Origin of the sequence: Aeromonas sp. SE22, from assembly GCF_038739755.1 — a bacterium.
Classification (GTDB): Bacteria; Pseudomonadota; Gammaproteobacteria; order Enterobacterales; family Aeromonadaceae; genus Aeromonas; species Aeromonas jandaei.
The window spans coordinates 97,423-118,266 of record NZ_JBCGFD010000007.1; the positions used below are offsets into that span (position 1 = coordinate 97,423).

Annotated in this window: 17 protein-coding genes and 1 tRNA gene; 13 read left to right on the forward strand and 5 right to left on the reverse strand. The window is 59.3% G+C overall.

Going from position 1 to position 20,844, the window contains the following annotated elements:
• Positions 1–57 precede the first annotated feature (57 nt).
• Positions 58–2,577, reverse strand: coding sequence for a class I adenylate cyclase (locus tag AAHA39_RS12970; protein ID WP_139393908.1), 2,520 nt, complete (start codon positions 2,575–2,577; stop codon positions 58–60).
• 323 nt (positions 2,578–2,900) lie between these two features.
• On the opposite strand from AAHA39_RS12970, the gene hemC reads away from it, so the two are divergent.
• From hemC to AAHA39_RS12990, 4 genes are read left to right on the forward strand one after another with little or no spacing between them, the layout of a single operon-like run.
• Positions 2,901–3,830, forward strand: a complete 930-nt coding sequence (gene hemC, locus AAHA39_RS12975) for a hydroxymethylbilane synthase (RefSeq protein WP_320655689.1) — start codon at positions 2,901–2,903, stop codon at positions 3,828–3,830.
• Positions 3,827–4,561 (forward strand): uroporphyrinogen-III synthase, encoded by a 735-nt coding sequence (locus AAHA39_RS12980; RefSeq protein WP_320655605.1) that lies wholly within the window; start codon positions 3,827–3,829, stop codon positions 4,559–4,561. The genes hemC and AAHA39_RS12980 overlap by 4 nt, the downstream gene beginning before the upstream one ends.
• Positions 4,558–5,607, forward strand: coding sequence for a uroporphyrinogen-III C-methyltransferase (locus AAHA39_RS12985; RefSeq protein WP_320655607.1), 1,050 nt, complete (start codon positions 4,558–4,560; stop codon positions 5,605–5,607). Before AAHA39_RS12980 ends, AAHA39_RS12985 begins: the two co-directional genes overlap by 4 nt.
• Before the next feature lie 9 nt (positions 5,608–5,616).
• Complete coding sequence (locus tag AAHA39_RS12990; RefSeq protein WP_320655609.1) at positions 5,617–6,780, forward strand: heme biosynthesis HemY N-terminal domain-containing protein; 1,164 nt, start codon at positions 5,617–5,619, stop codon at positions 6,778–6,780.
• A gap of 76 nt (positions 6,781–6,856) precedes the next feature.
• Here AAHA39_RS12990 and AAHA39_RS12995 read toward each other — a convergent pair whose 3' ends face one another.
• Complete coding sequence (locus AAHA39_RS12995) at positions 6,857–7,108, reverse strand: YkgJ family cysteine cluster protein (RefSeq protein WP_033115487.1); 252 nt, start codon at positions 7,106–7,108, stop codon at positions 6,857–6,859.
• A 153-nt stretch (positions 7,109–7,261) separates the two neighbouring features.
• Entirely contained in the window at positions 7,262–8,272 is a 1,011-nt protein-coding gene (gene glpX, locus AAHA39_RS13000) for a class II fructose-bisphosphatase (RefSeq protein WP_041210099.1), read from the reverse strand.
• A gap of 218 nt (positions 8,273–8,490) precedes the next feature.
• Here glpX and AAHA39_RS13005 point away from each other — a divergent pair, with 218 nt between their 5' ends.
• The 8 genes from AAHA39_RS13005 to AAHA39_RS13040 all read left to right on the forward strand — a co-directional run bounded on the left by AAHA39_RS13005 (position 8,491) and on the right by AAHA39_RS13040 (position 18,731).
• A complete protein-coding gene (locus tag AAHA39_RS13005) occupies positions 8,491–9,552 on the forward strand; it encodes a porin (protein ID WP_219271475.1) in 1,062 nt (353 codons plus the stop codon).
• A gap of 116 nt (positions 9,553–9,668) precedes the next feature.
• Positions 9,669–10,571: an ABC transporter substrate-binding protein gene (locus AAHA39_RS13010; protein ID WP_320655617.1), complete on the forward strand. Its 903-nt coding sequence runs from the start codon at positions 9,669–9,671 to the stop codon at positions 10,569–10,571.
• A gap of 92 nt (positions 10,572–10,663) precedes the next feature.
• Positions 10,664–11,503, forward strand: coding sequence for a DMT family transporter (locus tag AAHA39_RS13015; RefSeq protein WP_320655619.1), 840 nt, complete (start codon positions 10,664–10,666; stop codon positions 11,501–11,503).
• Between the two features lie 414 nt (positions 11,504–11,917).
• Positions 11,918–13,384 (forward strand): glutamate/gamma-aminobutyrate family transporter YjeM, encoded by a 1,467-nt coding sequence (yjeM, locus tag AAHA39_RS13020; protein WP_320655621.1) that lies wholly within the window; start codon positions 11,918–11,920, stop codon positions 13,382–13,384.
• Positions 13,385–13,618: 234 nt separating this feature from the next.
• Positions 13,619–14,521 carry a serine hydrolase gene (locus AAHA39_RS13025; RefSeq protein ID WP_041210094.1) on the forward strand — a complete coding sequence of 301 codons (903 nt, stop codon included), beginning with the start codon at positions 13,619–13,621 and terminating at the stop codon, positions 14,519–14,521.
• A 226-nt stretch (positions 14,522–14,747) separates the two neighbouring features.
• A complete protein-coding gene (locus AAHA39_RS13030) occupies positions 14,748–15,785 on the forward strand; it encodes an acyltransferase (RefSeq protein ID WP_320655623.1) in 1,038 nt (345 codons plus the stop codon).
• Between the two features lie 215 nt (positions 15,786–16,000).
• Positions 16,001–18,043, forward strand: a complete 2,043-nt coding sequence (locus tag AAHA39_RS13035) for a TonB-dependent receptor (RefSeq protein WP_320655625.1) — start codon at positions 16,001–16,003, stop codon at positions 18,041–18,043.
• 64 nt (positions 18,044–18,107) lie between these two features.
• Positions 18,108–18,731: a PepSY-associated TM helix domain-containing protein gene (locus tag AAHA39_RS13040; protein WP_320655690.1), complete on the forward strand. Its 624-nt coding sequence runs from the start codon at positions 18,108–18,110 to the stop codon at positions 18,729–18,731.
• A gap of 204 nt (positions 18,732–18,935) precedes the next feature.
• Here AAHA39_RS13040 and AAHA39_RS13045 read toward each other — a convergent pair.
• Positions 18,936–19,021, reverse strand: a tRNA-Leu gene (locus tag AAHA39_RS13045).
• A 143-nt stretch (positions 19,022–19,164) separates the two neighbouring features.
• Here AAHA39_RS13045 and AAHA39_RS13050 point away from each other — a divergent pair.
• Positions 19,165–19,698: an RDD family protein gene (locus tag AAHA39_RS13050; protein ID WP_242526711.1), complete on the forward strand. Its 534-nt coding sequence runs from the start codon at positions 19,165–19,167 to the stop codon at positions 19,696–19,698.
• Between the two features lie 61 nt (positions 19,699–19,759).
• Here the strand turns inward: AAHA39_RS13050 and lptG are convergent, their stop codons facing one another.
• Positions 19,760–20,830: an LPS export ABC transporter permease LptG gene (gene lptG, locus AAHA39_RS13055; protein WP_320655629.1), complete on the reverse strand. Its 1,071-nt coding sequence runs from the start codon at positions 20,828–20,830 to the stop codon at positions 19,760–19,762.
• Positions 20,831–20,844: the final 14 nt, after the last annotated feature.

Genomic DNA, 20,844 nt, shown 5'->3' on the forward strand with positions numbered 1-20,844 from the left:
GCCTGCAACTGCAGGCCGTTTTTATTGCTGTGCTCTCAGGATGCGTATCCGCAGCGGCTAACCCACATCGCGGGTCGGCGGCACCTGTTCACGCCCCGCCCCCTGGCTGCGGTAGGGAATAACCGCCAGCTCGCCATTGTGCTGCACTATCTCGTAGTACTGGGGCAGGTTGAAGTTGATGAACTGACCGTCATCGCTGAAGCGCTCGTGATTCGAGGTATAGAAGCGGTTCACGCCGGAGACCAGCTCATCCTTGTTGCCGGCAAAATGCTGGTAGATCTCGACCCGGTTCGCCTCATCGAGGATATAGATGTTGGTGCCCGCATCCCGGGTATCGAAGAAGAACTGCACCAACCCTTCGCTGGCATAGGCATCGACGATGCTCGGCAGATGCTGGCTGTGGGTCTTGTCGAGCCGCAGCGGCAGGTGATCCAGCTTGTTGTGGGAGATGTGGCGGTAAAAATCGATGGCGTTCTCCAGCTTCTTCACTGACACCCCGCGCCGCTCGAAGAAGATGCCGTACTTCTCCTTACCGAGCGCCATGGTCTTGACCAGCTGCTGCTTGTCACGGGCCAGGCGCAGATCGATACACTCGGCCACCAGCGTCTGGAAGCGGGAGCGCACCAGAGAGCGGAAGTGCTGGCTATAGCAGAACACCTCGATCATCTCGGGGGCGGCAGCATCCTGATGCATCTTGCCGAGGATAGTGGTGAGGGCATCGACCACCGCCTCATCCCCCTGGAAGTGCAGGGTACGGATTTCGCTCCAGGAGTTGCGATAGACCAGATCCACCGAACCGACCAGACACTCCTGATTGCGACCAAACGAGAAGACATCCACGGTATTGGCGTCGAACTCGATTACCTGACCGACCCAGTGGCTGGTCGGATCCATCTCCAGGTTGAGGAAGATGGATAGCTGGCGGATCTCGCACGGCCGACTGAGCGCCAGGTTGGTGGCGAGCGGATACTTCTCGGGGAAGCAACCGGAGAGATCGCGACAGAACTGGTGCAGATTGTCGATGTGCAGATCCGACCCCTGATTGAAGAGGTGCACCCGCGACTGGGGCGTCAGCAGATCGTTGAAATATGCCCAGGAGACCAGCTTGCTGATGTAACCATTGAACTCGAGCGGCGCGCGGCCAATGATGTCCACCGGCTCCAGCGAATGCTTGTAGAGATACCAGCCGGCGCGATTGAGGCGACCGTGCGGCACCTGCACGAAGCTGAGATCCGGCTCGCTCAGGTCAGGCGCTATCTTGAGGTTCACCCGCTGCACCTTGCCCGGCAGGCTCTCGAAGGCAGCATAGAGCTTGCGCGACAAGATACCGATATCTTCCGGGTTGATCGACTCGCTGATGTTGTTGCGACGGGCGAACTGGATCAGGTTGCGGTAGCTCTGCATCAGAGCTTCCAGCAACTCGGCATGGGCGATTTTCACCTCCTCGACCTTCCACTCGTGGCGGTGATCGAGATGGTACAACTTCTCCTGACTCCAGCCCCAGTAAGAGACCAGCTGGCTCATCTGCTCGCGACGCCACTCGGGAGAGTGATCGTCCTTGGGATGGCTGAGGCCATCGCACACCTTGAGGTAGAAGCAGCGGCGCACCAGATCGAGTCGCGCCATGTCACCGATGGACTTGAGGTAGTTGGTCACCTTGTCCAGCATCAGGCAGTAGTTGTCGAGCCGGTAGTGCATCCCCTCGTTGTGCTGGAACCAGTCACGACCAATCATCGAGAGCAGGCGGGTATTGGGGTACTCGTGGGAGTAGGCTTCCATCAGTACCGACTTGAGCACGGCTTTATAGGGAGAGTCGATCCCCTTGTAGAGCTGCCACAGTGCCGAGCCGAAATACTCCTCGGCCGGGATCCGGTTAAAACTGCCAAGATCGAGCCAGTCATCCTGATCGAGCTGACCGCTCTCGAACAGCCCGTTCACATACTCGTCGTAGTGGTCGTCATATTCGACGGGTACCAGATACCAGATGAGCCGCTTGCCGGCGATGTGCATGGCGCTGCGGTAGAACTCGTCGAGCAGCAGCAGATGCTGGGCGCTGCCACAGCTCTCCCCCTGCATCTCGGCATCGTTGGTCTGGCGAAACTTGTCTTCCGGGATCAGGAAGAAGTTGAGATCGACCCCGCGCTGTTCCGCCCACTTGGAGAGTTGCTGGCACTTCTGCTCCAGCAGATCGAGCCGCGTCTGCGACAAGCCGGCCACGTGGCAGACCCAGATATCGAGATCCGAGTGACAGCACTGGCCGATGGAGGAGGTGCTGCCCATGGAGTAGAGCCCTTGAATGGCTCGGTCATGGGTGGCAAGCCCGTTGAGGCAGTTGGCACTCTGGCAGAGGTCGTCGATGAAGGCTTGCTGTTCCGGGGTGGTGCTGAAACTCCAGATGCCATGAGGGACATCACCGGAAACATAGCCAGGCAACAGGGGATGATTGAAGTGCAGCATGACCGGCAGCAGTTGAAATACCTGCTGCCCGTAGCGACTCATGAGGCCCAGCGCCCGTTGCGTCTTGAGACGGGTAATCCCGTCATAACGCGCAACCAGCGTGTCGAGTTTTTCCAGCAATGCCCTGCCTATCACCAAGGTGAAAATGACGCACCAAAAGCGGGATACGTCAAAAAAGTGTGATCATGTTAACAATGCAAACAGCAGTGGTAAACAAGCCGACAGCGAATCACCGGATTATTTCTGGTACGACCACAACAAGTATCAGGGGAAACGGTTAAATTTCAATAATTTCAATGAATTAATCAATCACCTTGACTTAATGAAAATCATTTTCAGCCTCCATTTTTGAGCTTGAGCCCGCTTTTGCCGGCTCCGCCATGAAAGCCCGGGCAAAGGGTGGTAATATCGATTTCCTTCTAAAAATGAAACAACTGATTGATATGGCAGCCCGAACCCTGAAAATTGCCACTCGCAAGAGCCCGCTGGCCCTGTGGCAGGCCAACTTTGTAAAAGACCAGCTTGAAGCCCTGCATCCAGAGTTGCAGGTCGAACTGGTACCGATGAGCACTCAGGGTGACAAGATCCTCGATACCCCGCTGGCCAAAGTGGGCGGCAAGGGGTTGTTCGTCAAGGAGCTGGAGACCGCCATGCTGGAAGGACGCGCCGATATCGCCGTCCACTCCATGAAAGACGTGCCGGTGGAGTTCCCCGAGGGGCTCGGTCTGCACACCATCTGCGTGCGGGAAGATCCGCGCGATGCCTTCGTCTCCAACCGCTTCAAGGCCATTGCCGAGCTGCCGCAAGGGGCCGTGGTCGGCACCTCCAGCCTGCGTCGCCAGTGCCAGCTGCGTGCAGCCCGCCCCGACCTGGTGATCCGGGATCTGCGCGGCAACGTCAACACTCGCCTTGCCAAGCTGGATGCCGGTGAATATGACGCCATCATTCTGGCAGCCGCCGGTCTGAAACGACTGGAGATGGCGCACCGCATCACCGCCTTTATCGAGCCGGAGCAGAGCCTGCCGGCCAACGGTCAGGGGGCTGTCGGCATCGAATGCCGCCTCGATGATGTTGAGCTGCACTCTCTGCTGGCGCCGCTGGAGCACGCCGAGACCCGCGCCCGGGTATTGACCGAGCGAGCCATGAACCGCGCCCTGCAAGGGGGATGTCAGGTGCCTATCGGTGCCTATGCACTGGTCGACGGCGAACAGATCTGGCTACGTGGTCTGGTGGGCAGCCCGGATGGCACCCGCGTCATCCGCGACGAAATCCGCGGCCCGGTGAGCGAAGGCGAAGTGCTGGGAGAGACGCTGGCACAGCGCCTGCTGGCAGCTGGCGCCGACGAAATCCTGGCCGAGGTCTACCGCGCATGATCCCGCTGGTGGTGCGTCCGGCCGCCCCGGCCACCGAGCTGGCGCAGTTGCTGCGCCGGCACGGTCATGCACCACTCTGCTGCCCGCTGCTGGAAACGGTCGCGGGCAGCGACCTCCCCCGCTTGGCCGACATGCTGCAAGATGCCGACATCGTTATCGCCGTCAGCATCCATGCCGTTCATTTTGCACACGATTTTCTGTTGCAAACTGGTCTGACCTGGCCACATATTGAGTACTTCGCAGTGGGTCAGGCGAGTGCCGATGCCTTTGCCGAGGTGGGCGTGCGGGCGATCTGCCCGGACGACCCGCGCAGCGAGGGACTGCTGGCCCTGCCCGAACTGCAGCTGGTGAGCGGCAAGCGGGTGGTGATCCTGCGCGGCAATGGCGGGCGGGATCTCATCGCCAGCACGCTGGCCTCACGCGGTGCTCTGGTGCACTATTGTGCCGCCTACGAGCGCCACTACCCCGAGTTTGACGGGGAAGCATTGACCAGCCACTGGCAGGCAGCCGGGCTCGACAGCCTGCTTGTCACCAGTGGTGAACTGTTGCAACGCCTGCTGGAGCTGGTTCCCACCAGCCAGCAGCCCTGGCTTTTTGACCGCCTGCTGGTGGTCCCCAGTCCGCGCGTGGCCGAGATGGCCAGCGCTGCGGGCTTTATCCATATCACGATTGCCCAAGGTGCATCCAACCAGGCCCTGATGGCCGCACTGGAACTGAGGAAGATGGAATGACAGCACAACAAGAATCCCAGGTCACACCCCAGCCGACCGCGGTGGTCAATGGCAGCAAGAGCCGCTCCAGTGCCGTTCTGGGAGGGGTCGCCATCCTGCTGGCCCTTGGCCTGACCGGTGGTCTCTATCTGCACGGTCACAAGAATGCGATGGCCCAGCAGGCCGAACTGGCCCAGCTCAAGCAGCAGCTGGCCAGCGCCATGAGCAAGATTGACCAGAGCAACAGCAAGGATGCCGAACAACTGGCCGCGCTGGGCCAGACCCAGCAACGGCTGCAGGGCGAGATGCAGGGGCTGCAGAACCGGGTACTGGATCTCAACGACAAGCGCCCCAACGACTGGATGCTGGCGGAATCCGAGTATCTGGTGCGCATGGCGGGCCGCAAGCTGTGGCTGGAGCATGACCTTGTCTCTGCCATCACCCTGCTCGGCAACGCCGACGAGCGCATTGCCGCCCTCAACGACCCCAGTCTGATGCCGATCCGCAAGGCGCTGGCCGAAGATATCACCAAGCTCAAAGGGATGCCGCGCATCGACCGCGAAGGACTGACCCTCAAGCTGGCCGCCCTCGAAGACCAGATCGAGCTGCTCCCGCTCTCCGCCGTCAACATGCCGGAAGCCAAACAAGAGCAGGATCAGGCAGTCAGCACAAATCCCGACGAGTGGGAGAGCAACCTGAAGAAGAACTGGGTCAAGTTCACCGAAAACTTCATCACCATCCGTCGCCGCGATGGCGCCGTGGAGGCGCTGCTCTCGCCGCAGCAGGAATTTTTCCTGCGCGAAAACCTCAAGACCAAGCTGCTGCAGGCGCAACTCGCCGTCTATCGCGAACAGCAGTCCCTCTATGAGGACAGCATCGACAAGGCGCAGCGCTGGCTGACCCAGTACTTCGATACCGACAACAGCGCCACCCACTACATGCAGGGTGAGCTCGACAAGCTCAAGGGCGAGCAGATCCAGATCAGCTATCCGGAGCAATTCAAGACCCAGGCGATGCTGGAGCAGGTGCTGACCGAGCGCCTGCAACGCATTCTGGCCAGCAGCTAAGGGGGCACCATGATCCGCATTATCATTCTGGTTGCCGTCATGGTCGCAGGGCTGATCTTTGGCCCGCAGGCATCAGGCAACAAGGGCTATGTCCTGATTGCGCTCGGCAACTACACTATCGAATCTTCCGTCACCAGCGCGGTGATCCTGGCCGTGCTGTTCTATGGCGCTCTGCTGATCGTCGAGTGGCTGCTGGGCCGGGTGTTCGGTCTGCGCCGCAAGACCCTCGGCTGGTACGGCTCCCGTCGCCGCCGCAAGGCCAATCAGCAGACCGTGGCCGCAACCTTGGCGATGGCCGAAGGCCACTACAGCCAAGCTGAAAAGCTGATGCTCAAGGGCGCCAGCAACAGCGACACTCCGCTGCTCAACTATCTGAGCGCCGCCAAGGCGGCCCAGGCGCGCGGTGACGATGTCCGCCGGGATCAATACCTGCAAAAAGCGCAGGAGGAGAACCCCAAGGCCGAGCTGGCGCTTACCCTGACCCAGACCCAGCTGCAGATCGAGCAGGGCCAGTACGATACGGCGCTGGCGATGCTGGAGTCGGTCTACGCCCTCAACCCGCGCCATCCCATGGTGCTGGATCAGCTGCGTCAGGTGCATCTGGCTCGCCACGACTGGGCGGCCCTGTGCGACCTTATCCCCACCCTGCACAAGGTGGGCAAGCTGACCCCGAAACAGGAAGAGGAGCTGCTGCAACAGGCGTGGAATGGCCGTCTGCAGCAGGCGGCAAGCAAGCTGGAAACCCTCAAGGCGGTGTGGCAGGAGCTGCCGCGCAAACTGCGGCTTGAGCCGGAGCTGCTGGCCAGCTACGGCGATCTGCTGCGCGGGCTGGGTGCCGACAGCGAAGCGGCCAATCTCTGGCAGGAGGCGCTGCGCAAGCAGGCCATGCCGCAGCTGCTGAGCCGTCTGCCCAAGCTGAAACTCGACAACTACCAGCCGCTGCTGGCGCTGCTGCAAAAACAGCAGGGGCAGCCGGAGGTAGACAACGCGCTGGCCCAGCTCTATCTGCTGGCCGGCCAGCTCGACGAGGCCCAGAAGCTGCTGGAACAGCAGGTGGAGAAGGCGCCCAGTGCCGCCGTCTACCACGCGCTCGGTCAGGTGATGGACAAGCGCCGCCTTACCAACAAGGCCAACGAGTACTACCGTCAGGCGCTGGAACTGGCGGGGATTTAATCCTGAAACTGCAAACAGCAAAAAGAGAAGAGGCCGCACAATGCGGCCTCTTTTTTATCTCTTTGTTCTGCTCCCGTCAGGTGGTGAGCCGCTCCAGCTCGCCAATCAGCCAGATGGCCTCGGCGCGGTGGCTACCGCACACATCCGCCATCGGACGAAAGCCGCCACATACCGCCGGCCGTTCTGGCTGACCGAAGATCTTGCAGCCAAGGCGCGCATCAAGCTGGATGCAGGGGACGCCAGCCGGTTTGCCATCGGGCATGCCGGGGATGGCACTGCTGATACTGGGAGCGATGCAACAGGCACCGCAACCGGAACGACACTCCATACAACCCACTCCTGTCACAGGATCAACCTGCACTGTCGGACTTTCTGCCACCATAGCCCAGGCCAGATGACAAACGTAGAGGGCAGGCAGCAAAAAGCCCGACCGCGAGGCGATCGGGCTTGATTCACTACCGCAGGGCGGGCAGAGCCATCATCACAGGATGATGTCGCGAACCACGCTGTCTTTGCGTTCCAGATAATGGATCGACTTGATGCGGCGGATTGTGCGCGACTTGCCACGGATCAGCAGGGTCTCGGTGGTCGCCATCACGCCATCGCTGGTGATGCCGTCCAGCAGATCACCCTTGGTGATGCCGGTGGCGGAGAAGATGACGTTGTCGTTCTTCGCCATGTCTTCCAGCTTTAGCACCTTGTTGACGTCGATGCCGAGCGCTTCGCAGCGGGCAATCTCCTGCTCACCCAGCGCGATCACCTCGGGGCTGTCGCCCTTGACCCGGTGACGCGGCACCAGACGGGCCTGCATGTCGCCGTCCAGCGCGCGGATCACCGCCGCCGAGATCACCCCTTCCGGTGCACCGCCGATGCCATACAGCATGTCCACTTCGCTGTCCGGCAGACAGGTGAGTATTGAGGCGGCCACGTCGCCGTCGGGAATGGCGAAAACGCGCACGCCCAGCCCCTGCATCTCCTTGATCGCCTTGTCATGACGCGGCTTGGCCAGGGTAATGACGGTCAGACGGGAGAGCGGCTTGCCCAGCGCCTTGGCCACGGCCTTGAGGTTCAGCTCGAGAGCTTGATTCAGGTCGATGGCGCCTTTGGCTCTGGGCCCGACGATCAGCTTTTCCATGTACATGTCAGGCGCTTTCAGGAAGGAACCCTTGTCGCCCACCGCCAGCACGGCCAGCGCATTGGCCTGACCCATGGCGGTCATGCGGGTACCCTCGATGGGATCGACCGCGATATCCACCGCGTCGCCATGCCCGGTACCGACCTTCTCGCCGATGTAGAGCATCGGCGCTTCATCAATTTCACCTTCGCCGATCACAATCTCACCATCGATCTCGATCTGGTTGAGAATGTGGCGCATGGCCGCAACGGCCGCCCCATCGGCGATATTCTTGTCACCACGTCCGAGCCACTTGTAGCCAGCCAGTGCAGCCGCTTCCGTCACTCGGGAAAACTCGATTGCCAGTTCACGTCTCATCGCATATCCAACCTATGGAGCTCGAAAACGGGCGGCATTCTACCACAAGGGCAAACCTTTGCGCACAAAAGTAGCTGACAGGCGCATAAATGTAGCCAATTCATCCAATTGCAATCCAACTGCCATCGACTCTTCATCCAACTGTCACCCCGCTGTCATCCGCCCTCCCTAGGATGGCCCCGTCTTCCAAACAAAAGCTTGCAACACAAGGGATTAAGATGAAAAAGCTGACTGTAGTGGCACTGGCGCTGACTGCCGCCTTCCAGGCTCAAGCCGTTGAAGTGTATAAAAACGACACCTCTTTGCTGGATCTCTATGGCCGCATCTATGCCGGTCAATTCTTCGGTGACAAGAAAGAAAACGTCGATGCCACCCACCCGAACGGCACTCAGGACTACAGTGCCAAGCAGGGTGCCAACCAGTTTGTCCGCTTCGGCGCCAAAGCCGAGACCCAGATCCAAAGCGGTCTGAAAGCGCTGGCCCAGTACGAAGTGCAGATGTATATCAACGACAGCGAGAAGACCATCAGCGAGAACTCCGACAACCTGCGCACCCGCCTGGCCTTTGCCGGTGTGGGCGCAGACTGGGGTAGCGTCACCTTCGGCCGTCAGAAAGGGGCTCCCGGCTTCCTGGCTGACTGGACTGATGTCGCCCTCTCCGATGGCTATGGCAACGATGCGCTGGGTGCCAAGACCGATACCTTCGCCACCAACCGTGCTGGCTCCGTGCTGAAATACTCCGGTCTGTTCAACGGCTTCCAGCTCGATACCAGCTACAAGTTCGACGGCGGTGACACCGAACAGACTACCAGCAAGGATAGCGATGCCGCCTACGGTGCTGCCGTGGCCTATACCTTCCCGTTCAATCTCTCGCTGGGTACCGCCTACAACGTCGGCATCCGCGACAAGAGCGGCGAGAGTGATGCCAAGCTGTGGATCATCTCTGCCAAGTACGACAACAAGGCCGCCTACGCCGCCCTGAGCTACGCCGACGGCAGCGACTTCCTGGCCACCGGCACCGACCACACCGGCTGGGAAGCCGCGCTGGGCTACAACTTCGAGAATGGCTTCGGCCTGATGGCCCTGTGGAACAAGCAGGAGCAGGACAAGGCTGGCGTCAAGAAGGACAACGTGGACTACTACACCCTGGGCGCCCAGTACAAGTTCAACAAGAACCTGCGCGTTATCGGCGAGTACCGCATCAACAATCTGGACAGCGTGGCCGGTACTGCGACCGCCAACAAGGATGACTTCCAGCTGGCTGCCCGTTACGACTTCTAATCGGGTCAGGATGGATACCAAAAGCGCGATGGCATGCCATCGCGCTTTTTGCTTTGTTCACGTAGCGACAAACTGGCCTAGGCTCAACAGGTGATGTTTGTACGACACGAGGCTGGATGATGTTGAAACAGCTTGCTGCACTCCTGCTTTTGTTGGCTCTGCCGGCACATGCACTCTCGATCGCCATGGTGCTCTGGCGCGGCGAGACTGCGGCCGAAGCCGGTTTTCGCGAAGAGCTGCTGCGCCTTGGCTATCAACCCACCTTCACTACCTTCGATGCAGCGCAGGATCGCGCCACGCTTGCGGCCATGCTGCGCCAGCAAATTGAACCCAAGCTGGCCAGCTACGACTACATCTACACCTTCGGCACCACTGCCACCGCCATGACAAAGAGTCTGCTGGCCGATCGCAAGCCCCTCATCTTCAGCGTGGTCTCGGATCCGGCAGGTGCCGGTTTTCTGGCAAAGGATAAAAACCTGAACAAGATGGTGGCAGGCACCAGCAACATGGTGCCGATGGCGCTGCAGCTGGCCAATGCCAGTAAGTACCTGCCCGCAGGTAAGCGGCTCCTCGTCCCCTTCAACCCGCGGGAACAGAACACCCGCCTCGTCACCGACATGCTTATCTCCGAGGCCAGACGCTACGACTGGCAGGTGGTCCCCTGGCGGATTGCCCCGGATCCCAAGCGGCTCGATGGCGAGCTGAAGCGATTGCAGCAGGATGCCAGCAACGACATCGTCTTTCTGGCGGCAGACAGCTACCTGCTCTCCATCGCTCCCCGTCTGCTGAGCACCCTGAACGACGCGGGTATCCCCACCATCTGCAGCGCCGAGCTCTTCGTCCAGCACGGCTGCACGGTCGGTACCATCAGCAGTTACAAGCTGCTCGGCAAGATGGCCGCCGACATCATCCACCTCAACCAGCAGGGCATCCCGCTGCAGGATATCGCTCTGAAGTTCGATGCCAACCCAAAGCTGGTACTGGGTCCCCTCGGCAAACTGCACCAAAGCGGGCAATAACAGAGCCCGCCCAACCAATCCCTTGATGGAGATCCCGGCGCGGCAAGTGCCGGTCGGGTATGATGTCGGCTTCCGGATTCGAGGCGCCTCCCATGAGTACCACCGTCTTCTTTGCCGTGCTGCTGGCAGCCCTGCTCCATGCCAGCTGGAATGCCCTTGTCAAAATCGGTGAGGAGCGACTGGTCGGCATTTCGCTGGTCGCCCTCTTCTCCGGGTTGATTGCCGCAGTCGCCCTGCTGCCAATGGGGTTGCCATCACAGGCTGAAATGCCCTGGCTAGGCCTCTCGATTTTGCTTCACACCGGTTACTGCCTCTTTCTCAGTCATGCCTACAATCAGGGCGATTTTGGCCAGATCTATCCGCTCGCCCGCGGCAGCGCCCCGCTGCTCGCCATGCTATTAAGTGCCATGCTGCTCGGTGACTACCCGGGCTACGGCGGCATCGTCGGCGCCTGCGTGCTGATCATGGGAGTCTTGCTGATGGCCTGGCGAGGGGGGCAGCAACGCCTTGGCAGCAAGGCGGTCAGGGCGGCGCTGATCACCGCCATGTTTACCGCGACTTATACCCTCTCGGATGGGGCCGGCGCCCGGGCTGGCGGCGAGCCGGTGCGCTATACCCTCTGGTTGTTCGCCTGCACCGGTCTGGTGATGTTGCTGGTACTGATCGCCCATCAGAAGCGCAACACCTGGCGCCAGATCCGCCGGCATGCTGCAGCAGGCGCGACAGGAGGAGCCATGTCCCTGATCGCCTACGGCATCGTCATCTGGGCCATGACCCAGGCTCCCATCGGCGTGGTTGCCGCCCTACGCGAAAGCAGCGTGTTGTTTGCCATGCTGCTCTCGGTCTGGCTGCTGAAAGAACCGCTGGGGAGAGCCCGCCTGACCGCAGCCGCCATTATTACCGGTGGCGTGCTGTTGACTCGTCTTGGATAAGGGAATCAATTTTCATTTGCTTTTAAATCTGTCGACAAACTATGCATTTATCTATTCACGGATATCGAGCGGAAAATAGATGAGCCAGAATCGTAAATGATTACATCCGCAACGTATGAATTAACTGGCATTGCTATTTCGAACTGATTGAGAACCATATGGCTAACTTACCAATTCGATGCCGTTAATGGTAAAATCGCGCCCATTCAATGCTTGGCAGCACCACCCCCTCTCTCCATGGCATTCGCCATGCAGGTTCGTCAAACAGTGATTTGCGGCCACCACACGATCCGTGGCTGAACGTTTGTGCCTGTCGCACCGCGACAGGCTGATGCACTCCGGATAATTAATCTATCCAGCTTGATATGTTTAATTTTTGATTATTTAAAATGCTGCACCAGCAGGGAGTTTTATATGTCAGCAAAAAAGCTGAAATTGGGTGCCTTTATATTGATGATACTCACATCGGTATTTGGCGTTACTAATATCGGGATCGGTTTCTACCGCATGGGATATGCCGCCATTCCGATGTTCGTGGTCGGCGGTCTGTTCTTTTTCATCCCCTTCATCTTGATGATGATTGAGTTCGGTACCGGTTTTCGCAAAGAGGCTGGCGGCATCTTTACCTGGATGCGCCACTCGGTCTCGACCCGTTACGCCTTTATCGGACTGACCATGTGGTTCGCCTCCTACGTCATCTGGATGTTCGGCAAGGCGCTCTCCATGTGGGTGCCCCTCTCCTTCATGCTGTTTGGCCGCGACATCACCGTTATCCCGATCACCCTGGGCACCGGTATCGACTTTGGCCCCTTCATTCTGGGCGTCGTCGCCATCGCACTGGTGGCCATTGTGACCAAACTCATCACCTTCGGTAGCGCCCGTTTTGCCAAGGTAGCGGCCATCGGCGGCCTCTCCGTCGTAGCCCTCAACGTGCTGTTGCTGGTTGGCGGCGTCCTGACCTTCGCCGTGAGCGGCATGACCCTGCAGGAGCCCTTCACCGAGGCATCGCTGACCTCTTCTCCCAATGCCGCCTTCAACGACATCATCCCCTTCCTCGGCTTCATGGTATTCGCCATCTTCGCCTACGGCGGCGTCGAAGCGATGGCCGGCGTGGCTGACGAACTGGAAGATCCCGAGCGCGACCTCAAGCGCGGTATCTTCCTCTCCGGCGCCTTCATCGTGCTCTGCTACATCATCGGCTTTCTGGCGGTCGGCTCCATCATGCGCTGGAGCGATTTCCCGGCCGAGGGGATCACCTCCCTCTCAGCCCTCTTCATCATCATGCTGGAGCTGGGTCGTCATCTGGGTGGCGAGTGGCTGGGCCAGATCTTCATGCGCTTTGCCGGCCTTGGCATGTTCCTGAGCTATCTGGGCGCCTTTATCGCCCTCTCCTACGCACCGCTGCGCCAGTTTATCACCGGCACCCCCAGCTACTTCTGGCCGGAGCGCTTCCAGCGTGAGAACCAAAATGGCGTTCGCGTCGAGGCCCTCAAGGTTCAGGCCTGGGTGGTCTGCATCTTCATCGCGGCCAAATCCATCTTCACTCTGATCAACCCGGAAGGGGCTGCCGCCCTCTATGAACTGATCATCACCATGACCAACGTCGGCATGACCCTGCCCTACATGTTCCTCATCTACGCCTGGTATCGCTATCGTCACAACCCTGCACTGGAGAAGGATCTGATCTTCTTCAAGAGTTCGGGTTCGGTACTGCTGGCCACCATTGTCAGCCTGATCCTGGTGGCATTCGGCAACGTCTTTACCGTGGTCGCCCCCTTTATCTCCGGTGACATCTCGACCGGCGTCTGGACCATCATAGGCCCGGTACTGTTCGTCATCATCGCCATGCGGTTCAAAATCAAGCAGGAAGATGCCCACTGATCGGCTATTTCATCCTGATCGTCAGCGGGGCCTTCAGGCCCCGTTTTTTCCTTTAACATCAGCTAAAACGGCCTGTTAAAAGACTTCAAAGAGACCTTTTTGGATACTCAAGTCAGGGCCTTAACGGTTACAACGCAGCAAATTATCAATATCAAGGTGAGAATCATTGTGAAGCGCCAATTCACGACATATAACTTACCGAGATATCCCTGTTTTTGTCCGGTAGAGCAGATCATGATGATGCGTTCCCTTCTTCCCCTGTTGCTTGGCGCAGTAATGCTGCCGGCCGCTATGGACAGTGCCCACGCCAACCCCTTTTCCGCCAGCAGCAATCACAGCTTTCTGGAGCGAAGGGATATTCCCAACCTCAATTCGGCCGCTTTTGTTGTCGCCAACCACAGAACCGGCGAAGTGCTCTCCGAGCACAACGGCAATCGGGTGATGCCCATCGCCTCTCTCACCAAGCTGATGACAGCGCTGGTGGTACTGGACGCCAACCAGCGCCTCAATGAAACCCTCACCGTCACCAATGCGGACGTTGATCGTATCAAGGGCACAGGTTCACGTCTGGCCATCGGTTCGAAACTGAGCCGGGCCGAGATGCTCCATATCGCCCTGATGTCGTCGGAAAACCGTGCCGCCTCAGCGCTGGGACGCAACTACCCGGGCGGTCTGCGCGCCTTCGTCGAGGCGATGAATGCCAAGGCTCGCATGCTGGGGATGTGGAACACCCACTATGCCGACAGCACCGGTCTCAACCCGCGCAATGTCTCTACCGCCCAGGATTTGGCCAAACTTGCGGCAGCCGCCGCTGCCTATCCGCTGATCCGCCAATACTCCACCGACGATCAGAGCTATGTGCGAACCAACAAGAGCCAGCTTCACTATCGCAACTCCAACCGGCTGGTTCGCGAGGGTCAGTGGGAATTTACCCTCTCCAAAACCGGCTATATCCGCGAAGCGGGTCGTTGTCTGGTGCTGGGTACCAGGGTGAACAACGAGCCGGTGATCATGGTGCTGCTGAACGCCGAAACCACCAACGACAGGGTGGCCGATGCCAAGCGGATCAAAACCTGGCTGGAGAGCTCTGGCAGAACAACCCTGGCAGCCAACCAGAGCGCCATGTTGCGCGAATAATCGATCCTGCAAACTCAAAAAGCGAGGCTTCTGCCTCGCTTTTTTCATGCTGGCCATGGCCACCGCAAACGGGGGCCAGATCACACCCCAAGTAACCCTCTCCACCACCCCGTTACGAAATGTAACCGCTCAATAGCGTGATTCACATTAATGGAATCAATGAGTTGTAAATCAAACACCACACTTTTAGCGTGCTGGCTCAACCCTGTAACCTCGAGCCAGCAATATGCGCATATCCAGTATCGAGTGTGGGCGGGTAATCGCCATATTGGCCGTGATGACCATTCACGTATCCCCTTTCGCTCACCCCTTCGACCCCACGCTGTGGGGTAGCGAGAGCTACCTCTGGCTCAGCGGCATCATCAACCAGCTCTGCCGCTTTGCCGTACCGCTGTTTTTTCTCTGTGCCGGCTACTTTCTGCAACCCAAGCTGAGTGCTGGAGCACCGATGAGCGTGGCATGGCGTTACTGCCGCCCCCTGTTCCAGCTCTGGCTGGTCTGGAGCCTCGTCTACCTGCTGGTGCCCTTCAATCCGCTGAATGCCATCGAACAGGGTTATCTGAACTCCCTCAACGCACAGTGGCAGTTCCAGCTCGGAGATACGGTCAATCGCTGGCTGGTCGGCGGCATGATCCACCTCTGGTTTCTGCCGGCACTGATCCTGGCGGTCACCCTGCTGGCGTTTTGCCAGTGGCTTGGCAAGCCGGGATTCGCCCTCCTGCTGGGTGCCGGGCTCTACCTGCTGGCACTGCTCGGTGGTTCCTATGCCAAGCCATTGCTGGGGGAGGAGTGGCTATTGCTCACCCGCAACGGCCCCTTCTTCTCCCTGCTGTTTGTGGCAATGGGGGCCCGCTTGCGACAGCAGCAGTGGCAACCGTCGGCCCGCAGCGGATGGTGGCTACTGCTGGGAGGACTCGCGCTCTATGGGCTGGAAGCCTGCGTTCTGCGCGCTTTTTCCGGTATCCCGCTGACTCGCCACGATTTTCTGCTCGGTTCCGTACCTTGGGCTGTTGGCCTCTTTGGCCTGTTGCTGGCCCATCCTGACTGGGGTAAGGGAAGCTGGCTCGCCCGCCAATCCCCCAAGGTGCTGGGCCTTTACTGTCTGCACATGATGCTGGTGGTATGGATCTTCACCTTTGGCCCGCAGGGCGCTTCCATTTTATGGGAGTTGGTCAAGGTGCCACTGCTGCTGGGTGCCTCACTGCTTGCTTATCGCCTGCTGGCTACCTTGCCTGCGACCCGCTGGTTGCTGCGTACCCAGTAATTTCGTTCTCCGGCCCGCCCCTTGCGGGCCAGCCTCCTCGCACAACTCGCCATCCCATCGCCCGCGCTATCTTCCACTACACACCTCCATTTTCATCTTGCCATACAAATGAAAATCAATATCATTGGCATCCCGATTTTTCGGGGTGGACACTAATTACAATTAAATCAACAAGTTCAGGCCATCAGGTCGCACCTTCAAGAGTCAAATTGAATATGCAGCACCCTCACTTTCGCAGAACCCTCATATCGCTGGCACTGTTCGGTACAACCCTTCATGCCCAGGCTGCCGATGAAACCATGACGGTCGTCGGCAAGCGCAGCCAGCACGAGGAGGTCGCGACAGCGACCCGCACCAGCACGCCGGCAAAACTGGTGCCGCAAGCCATAGACAGCGTCAAGGCAAGCGAGCTGACTGCCTTCGGCCAACCCACCCTGAGCGAAGCTCTGGCTGGCATTCCCGGGGTCAACGCCAGCGGTGATACCCGCTTCGACGGGGTCAATATCCGCGGCTTCAGCGCCAGCAACGACTTCTATCTCGACGGATTTCGCGATGACATGCAGTACACCCGCGATCTCGGCAATATCGAGCGGGTCGAGGTATTGAAAGGGCCGGCAGCCGTACTCTACGGCCGTGGCAGCACGGGCGGCATAGTGAACCGGGTCAGCAAGACACCGCAAAAGGGACAAGCCTCCAGCGTCACCGCCCGGGTCGGCAGTTTCGACACTCAGCGGCTGGCCGCAGACCTCAATGGTGAAGCGAACGAGCAGCTGCAACTGCGCCTCAACATGGCGCAGGAGGATAAAGAGAGTTTCCGCAACGGAGTAACCGGCAAGCGCACCCTGCTGGCACCATCAGCCAACTGGGAGATCAGCGACAACCTCAACTGGCTGGTGCAGTTCGAGCGCAACGAGCACAACCGCACGCCGGATCGTGGTATTCCCGGCGTCAATGGCCGACCGGCAGATGTGCCACGAGAGTATGTTTACAGCGACACCAGCCGCGACTTCATCGACGATGTGGCGCAGTCGACCCGCTCCCGCCTCTCCTGGGATATCAACGATCAGTGGCAACTGCGCCAGCAGCTCGCTTACACCACCCTCGACAGCCAGTTCGACAACACCTATGTCACCAGCGTGAAAGGGGACAAGGTGACCCGCTCTCGCTGGCAGCAGGATTTGAAGGCCAAGAACCTGATCAGCAACACCGAGGTAGAAGGCCAGCTGCAAAGCGGCCCCGTCGAGCATCGTCTGCTGATCGGTCTGGAGCAGGATTGGCAGGCACGCACGCCCAAGCTCTATCAGAATGCCGGCCCCATTGCACCCGGCAACCTCTATGACCCGGGCTCGCTGCCCAGCTACAACGGCCCGATGAAGCTATCCAGCGATGCCAACCACAAGGTACGTGGTAACGGCATCTATCTGCAGGATCAGCTCAGCCTGGGCGACTGGCATCTGGTGGGTGGGCTGCGTCGTGATGACTTCACCGTCACCAGCCGCCGCAACGACCTCAACAAGGAGGAGACCCTTTCGGTCACCAGCCTGAGTCCGCGCCTGGGCCTGGTATGGAATCCCCTTGAGGAGCATGCGTTCTACGCCTCCTACAGCAAGACCTTTACTCCGGTGGGCGGCGAGCTGATCGGGTTCACTCCGGGAGATCCCAACAACCAGCTGGAACCGCAGCACACCCGTCTCTACGAAGGGGGCGTCAAGAGCGACTGGCTGAATGGCCGGCTGGCGACCACTCTCTCTGCCTACCGGCTGGAGATGTACAACAAACGCAGCAAGGATCCGCTGGATCCCACCAAGGTGATCCTGACCGGATTGCAGCGTACCGACGGTGTCGAGCTGAGCGCCCGCGCCCAGCTGACCGACGAGCTCTATCTGCGTGGTGGTATCGCCATTCAGGATGCCGAGCAGGTCAAGGCGGATGCCGATCTGCAGGGCAAACGGCCGATGAACGTCTCTCGCCAGAATGGCCAGCTGTTCGCCGGCTACCAGAGCGGCAAACAGGGCTGGTTTGGCGAAGCGGGGATGACAGCAGTGGGCGATCGCTTTGCCGACAACGCCAACACCACAGTGTTGCCCGGCTACGCTCGCTTCGATGCCCGTGCCGGTTACCGTTGGCAACAGTGGGAAGCCGAGCTGAGCGCGGAGAACCTGACCGACCATGAGTATTTCGTCAGCGCCACCGGCGCCACCCAGATCATGCCGGGAACGCCCCGTCAGCTGATGCTAACCGGCAGCTACCGCTTCTGAGCCCTGTAACCGACCATCCTCACTGGCCAGCCCTTGCTGGCCAGTTTTTTATGAAACACAGATGATGAAACGCAGAAGAATTCCCCTTCACAACAACAAATGGGTGCGCCGCCTCCACGCCTGGGCCGGATTTTTCACTCTTACCCTGATGCTGCTCTATGGCATTACCGGGCTCTGGTTGCAGCACAGGGCCGTATTGCCGCTACCCGGCCCCCACACCGTCAAGTTGAGCGAAGAGATAGCGCTGGCCGCACCGCTGGCCAGCCCCGATGAGCTGAAGAGTCTGCTGCAGCAACGCTACGCGGGCGGATTCGAGGAGGGGCGCGCCATGATCACCCCGGCCCAGCGACTGCCGACACCATCCGGTGAACTCACCCTGCCCGCCCGCTGGGAGATGCGTGGCGTCACCCTCACCCACAGCGTGGCCGCCAACTATGTCGAAGGTACCCTGCTGGTACGCACCGACCTGCAGCAGGCGAACTTTGCCGCCAGCCTCAACCGGCTGCATCGAGGCATGGGAACTGGCCTTGGTTGGCAACTGTTTGGCGATCTCGCCGCGCTGGCACTACTGTTGCTCGCCCTCACCAGCCTCTTTATGTGGACCAAGCTGCACGGCTCACCCAAAGCCGCCGCCCTGATGCTCTTTGGCGGCACTTTTGGCACCTTGCTATTTGCCCTGTGGGGATAAGTTTCTTTTTCATAACAGGCTATTACGCTCGAACGGGCGGAATACTGGCATAAAAAGAAGCTTTCTGGCGGCAAGAAAAGAGAGGGATGAACGGGCGAGTTAAAAGAGGAAAAAAAGCTGCTCCAGCCATGCAGAGCGCCGAGAAATAAAAAGCGGAAAAAACAAAAGGCCATCATTGCTGATGGCCTTTTGTCATGAATTTGATGGTGCCCGGGGTCGGACTCGAACCGACACGGTTATTCACCGGCGGATTTTGAATCCGCTGCGTCTACCGATTTCGCCACCCGGGCAACTGCGAGGGATTATACGAATGGCTGGATGCCATGCAAGGTGTTTTTCGATTGAACACTCCTGTTTGTTCATTTATTCAACGCCTTGCCGACACCGGATCAGTTACATAGAATGCCGCCATCCTTTTAATGGAATAAAAACGATGGCCAAGCATAAAAAAGTCCAACAAACCCCCTCCAAACCTGCCGCAGTGCAACACCCGTCAGCAGGTCTGCTGCGTCGGCTGGGAGCCCTCATCTACGACTATCTGGTCGTCACTTCGCTGCTCGTCATTGCCGGTTTTATCGGCATGGGCGTCGCCAAACTGCTGCTGGTCACCGGCATGGCCAGCGTACCGGCGGGTGAAGATACCGTCTGGTTGCTGACCCGCCATCCCCTGAGCCTGATCTATACCCTGTGGCTCGCCTTTGTCATCTGCGGTTTCTACACCTGGTTCTGGACTCGCGCCGGCCAAACCATCGGCATGCGGGCCTGGCGTCTGCGCATCCAGAACGAAGATGGCAGCAATATCCGCATCACTCAGGCGCTGATCCGGCTCGCCACTGCCGCCTTCGGCCTTGGCAATCTGATGTGCCTCTTTAATCGCAAGGCACCGCGCGCGTTTCAGGATATCTGGGCTGAGTGCCAGGTCGTGGTATTGAGCAAACAGGAAAATCTGGATCTGCTGAACAAGTAAGCCTTGCTCGACAGGAACGAAAAAGGGCACCGAAAGGTGCCCTTTTTACATTCCAGAACCGCTACTGTTTGCGGCCGAGGATATAAAGCGATATGCCGCCAAAAAGCAGGCTGGGGGCAATCGCCGCCAGGATCGGAGGAACCGAGTAGACCAGCGTAACGGGACCAAATACCCGATCACTCACGTAGACGGCAAAGCCGGTCATGATCCCCATCAGCATCCGCGCCCCCATGCTCACCGAGCGCAGCGGGCCAAAGATAAACGAGGAGGCCAGCAGGATCATGGCCACCACCGAGAGGGGGGCCAGCAACTTGCGCCACATCTCCAGCTTGTAGCGGCCGGCATCCTGCTTGTTGGCGTCCAGATAGCCGATGTAGTCGCGCAGGCCGGAGATCGAGAGGTTCTCCGGATCGATACTCACCACCCCAAGCTGTTTGGGCGTCAGTTCGGAGCTCCACTCCATCTGGGCATGCTGTTCGCTCTGCACCCGGGTCGGATCATCAAAGCGGGTGACCTGTACCTGCTTGAGCAGCCAGTGGTGCTGTTCAAACGTCCCCTCCTGCGCCTGAACTACATCGATCATCTTGCGCTCGGGGGTAAAGCGGTAGAGGGTGATACCGGTCAGCACGCCATCGTTGCGCACCCCGTTGATATTGACGAAGTTGTTGCCATCGCGAGCCCACACCCCGTAGGCGGAGACGGTCAACCGCCCTTCGGAGATGGCGCCGGCACGAATATCATCCGCCATTCGCTTGGCAACGGGGGCCACATACTCCCCCATCAGCAACACCAGGATCATCAGCGGGATCGCCGTCTTGAGCGCGGCCATAACGATACTGATCTTGGAGCGACCCGCCGCCTGCATCACCACCAGCTCGGAGCTGGTCGCCAGTTGACCCAGACCGATCAGGCCACCCAGAAGGGCCGCCAGCGGGAAGAAGAGTACCGCCTCTTTCGGCATCGAAAGCAGCACATAGTAGAGGGCATTGACCATGTCGTAGTTGCCCTCACCGACCGAGCGCAGCTGCTCCACGTACTTGATCAGACCCGCAAGGCCAACCAGCGTGATCTCACACAGCAGGATCGACATAAAGATGACCCGGCCGATATATCTGTCGAGAATGCCAAACATCAGCAGAAGTTCCT

Bases quoted from the DNA above. Each gene is read 5' to 3' on its own strand.
- AAHA39_RS13010 (WP_320655617.1), top strand. From the start codon at position 9,669: ATGATGTTGAAACAGCTTGCTGCACTCCTGCTTTTGTTGGCTCTGCCG.
- AAHA39_RS12990 (WP_320655609.1), top strand. From the start codon at position 5,617: ATGATCCGCATTATCATTCTGGTTGCCGTCATGGTCGCAGGGCTGATC.
- AAHA39_RS13015 (WP_320655619.1), top strand. From the start codon at position 10,664: ATGAGTACCACCGTCTTCTTTGCCGTGCTGCTGGCAGCCCTGCTCCAT.
- AAHA39_RS13050 (WP_242526711.1), top strand. From the start codon at position 19,165: ATGGCCAAGCATAAAAAAGTCCAACAAACCCCCTCCAAACCTGCCGCA.
- glpX (WP_041210099.1), bottom strand. From the start codon at position 8,272: ATGAGACGTGAACTGGCAATCGAGTTTTCCCGAGTGACGGAAGCGGCT.
- AAHA39_RS12980 (WP_320655605.1), top strand. From the start codon at position 3,827: ATGATCCCGCTGGTGGTGCGTCCGGCCGCCCCGGCCACCGAGCTGGCG.
- AAHA39_RS13005 (WP_219271475.1), top strand. From the start codon at position 8,491: ATGAAAAAGCTGACTGTAGTGGCACTGGCGCTGACTGCCGCCTTCCAG.
- AAHA39_RS13035 (WP_320655625.1), top strand. From the start codon at position 16,001: ATGCAGCACCCTCACTTTCGCAGAACCCTCATATCGCTGGCACTGTTC.
- AAHA39_RS13030 (WP_320655623.1), top strand. From the start codon at position 14,748: ATGCGCATATCCAGTATCGAGTGTGGGCGGGTAATCGCCATATTGGCC.
- lptG (WP_320655629.1), bottom strand. From the start codon at position 20,830: ATGTTTGGCATTCTCGACAGATATATCGGCCGGGTCATCTTTATGTCG.
- hemC (WP_320655689.1), top strand. From the start codon at position 2,901: ATGGCAGCCCGAACCCTGAAAATTGCCACTCGCAAGAGCCCGCTGGCC.
- AAHA39_RS12985 (WP_320655607.1), top strand. From the start codon at position 4,558: ATGACAGCACAACAAGAATCCCAGGTCACACCCCAGCCGACCGCGGTG.
- AAHA39_RS12995 (WP_033115487.1), bottom strand. From the start codon at position 7,108: ATGGAGTGTCGTTCCGGTTGCGGTGCCTGTTGCATCGCTCCCAGTATC.
- AAHA39_RS13025 (WP_041210094.1), top strand. From the start codon at position 13,619: ATGATGATGCGTTCCCTTCTTCCCCTGTTGCTTGGCGCAGTAATGCTG.
- AAHA39_RS13040 (WP_320655690.1), top strand. From the start codon at position 18,108: ATGAAACGCAGAAGAATTCCCCTTCACAACAACAAATGGGTGCGCCGC.
- yjeM (WP_320655621.1), top strand. From the start codon at position 11,918: ATGTCAGCAAAAAAGCTGAAATTGGGTGCCTTTATATTGATGATACTC.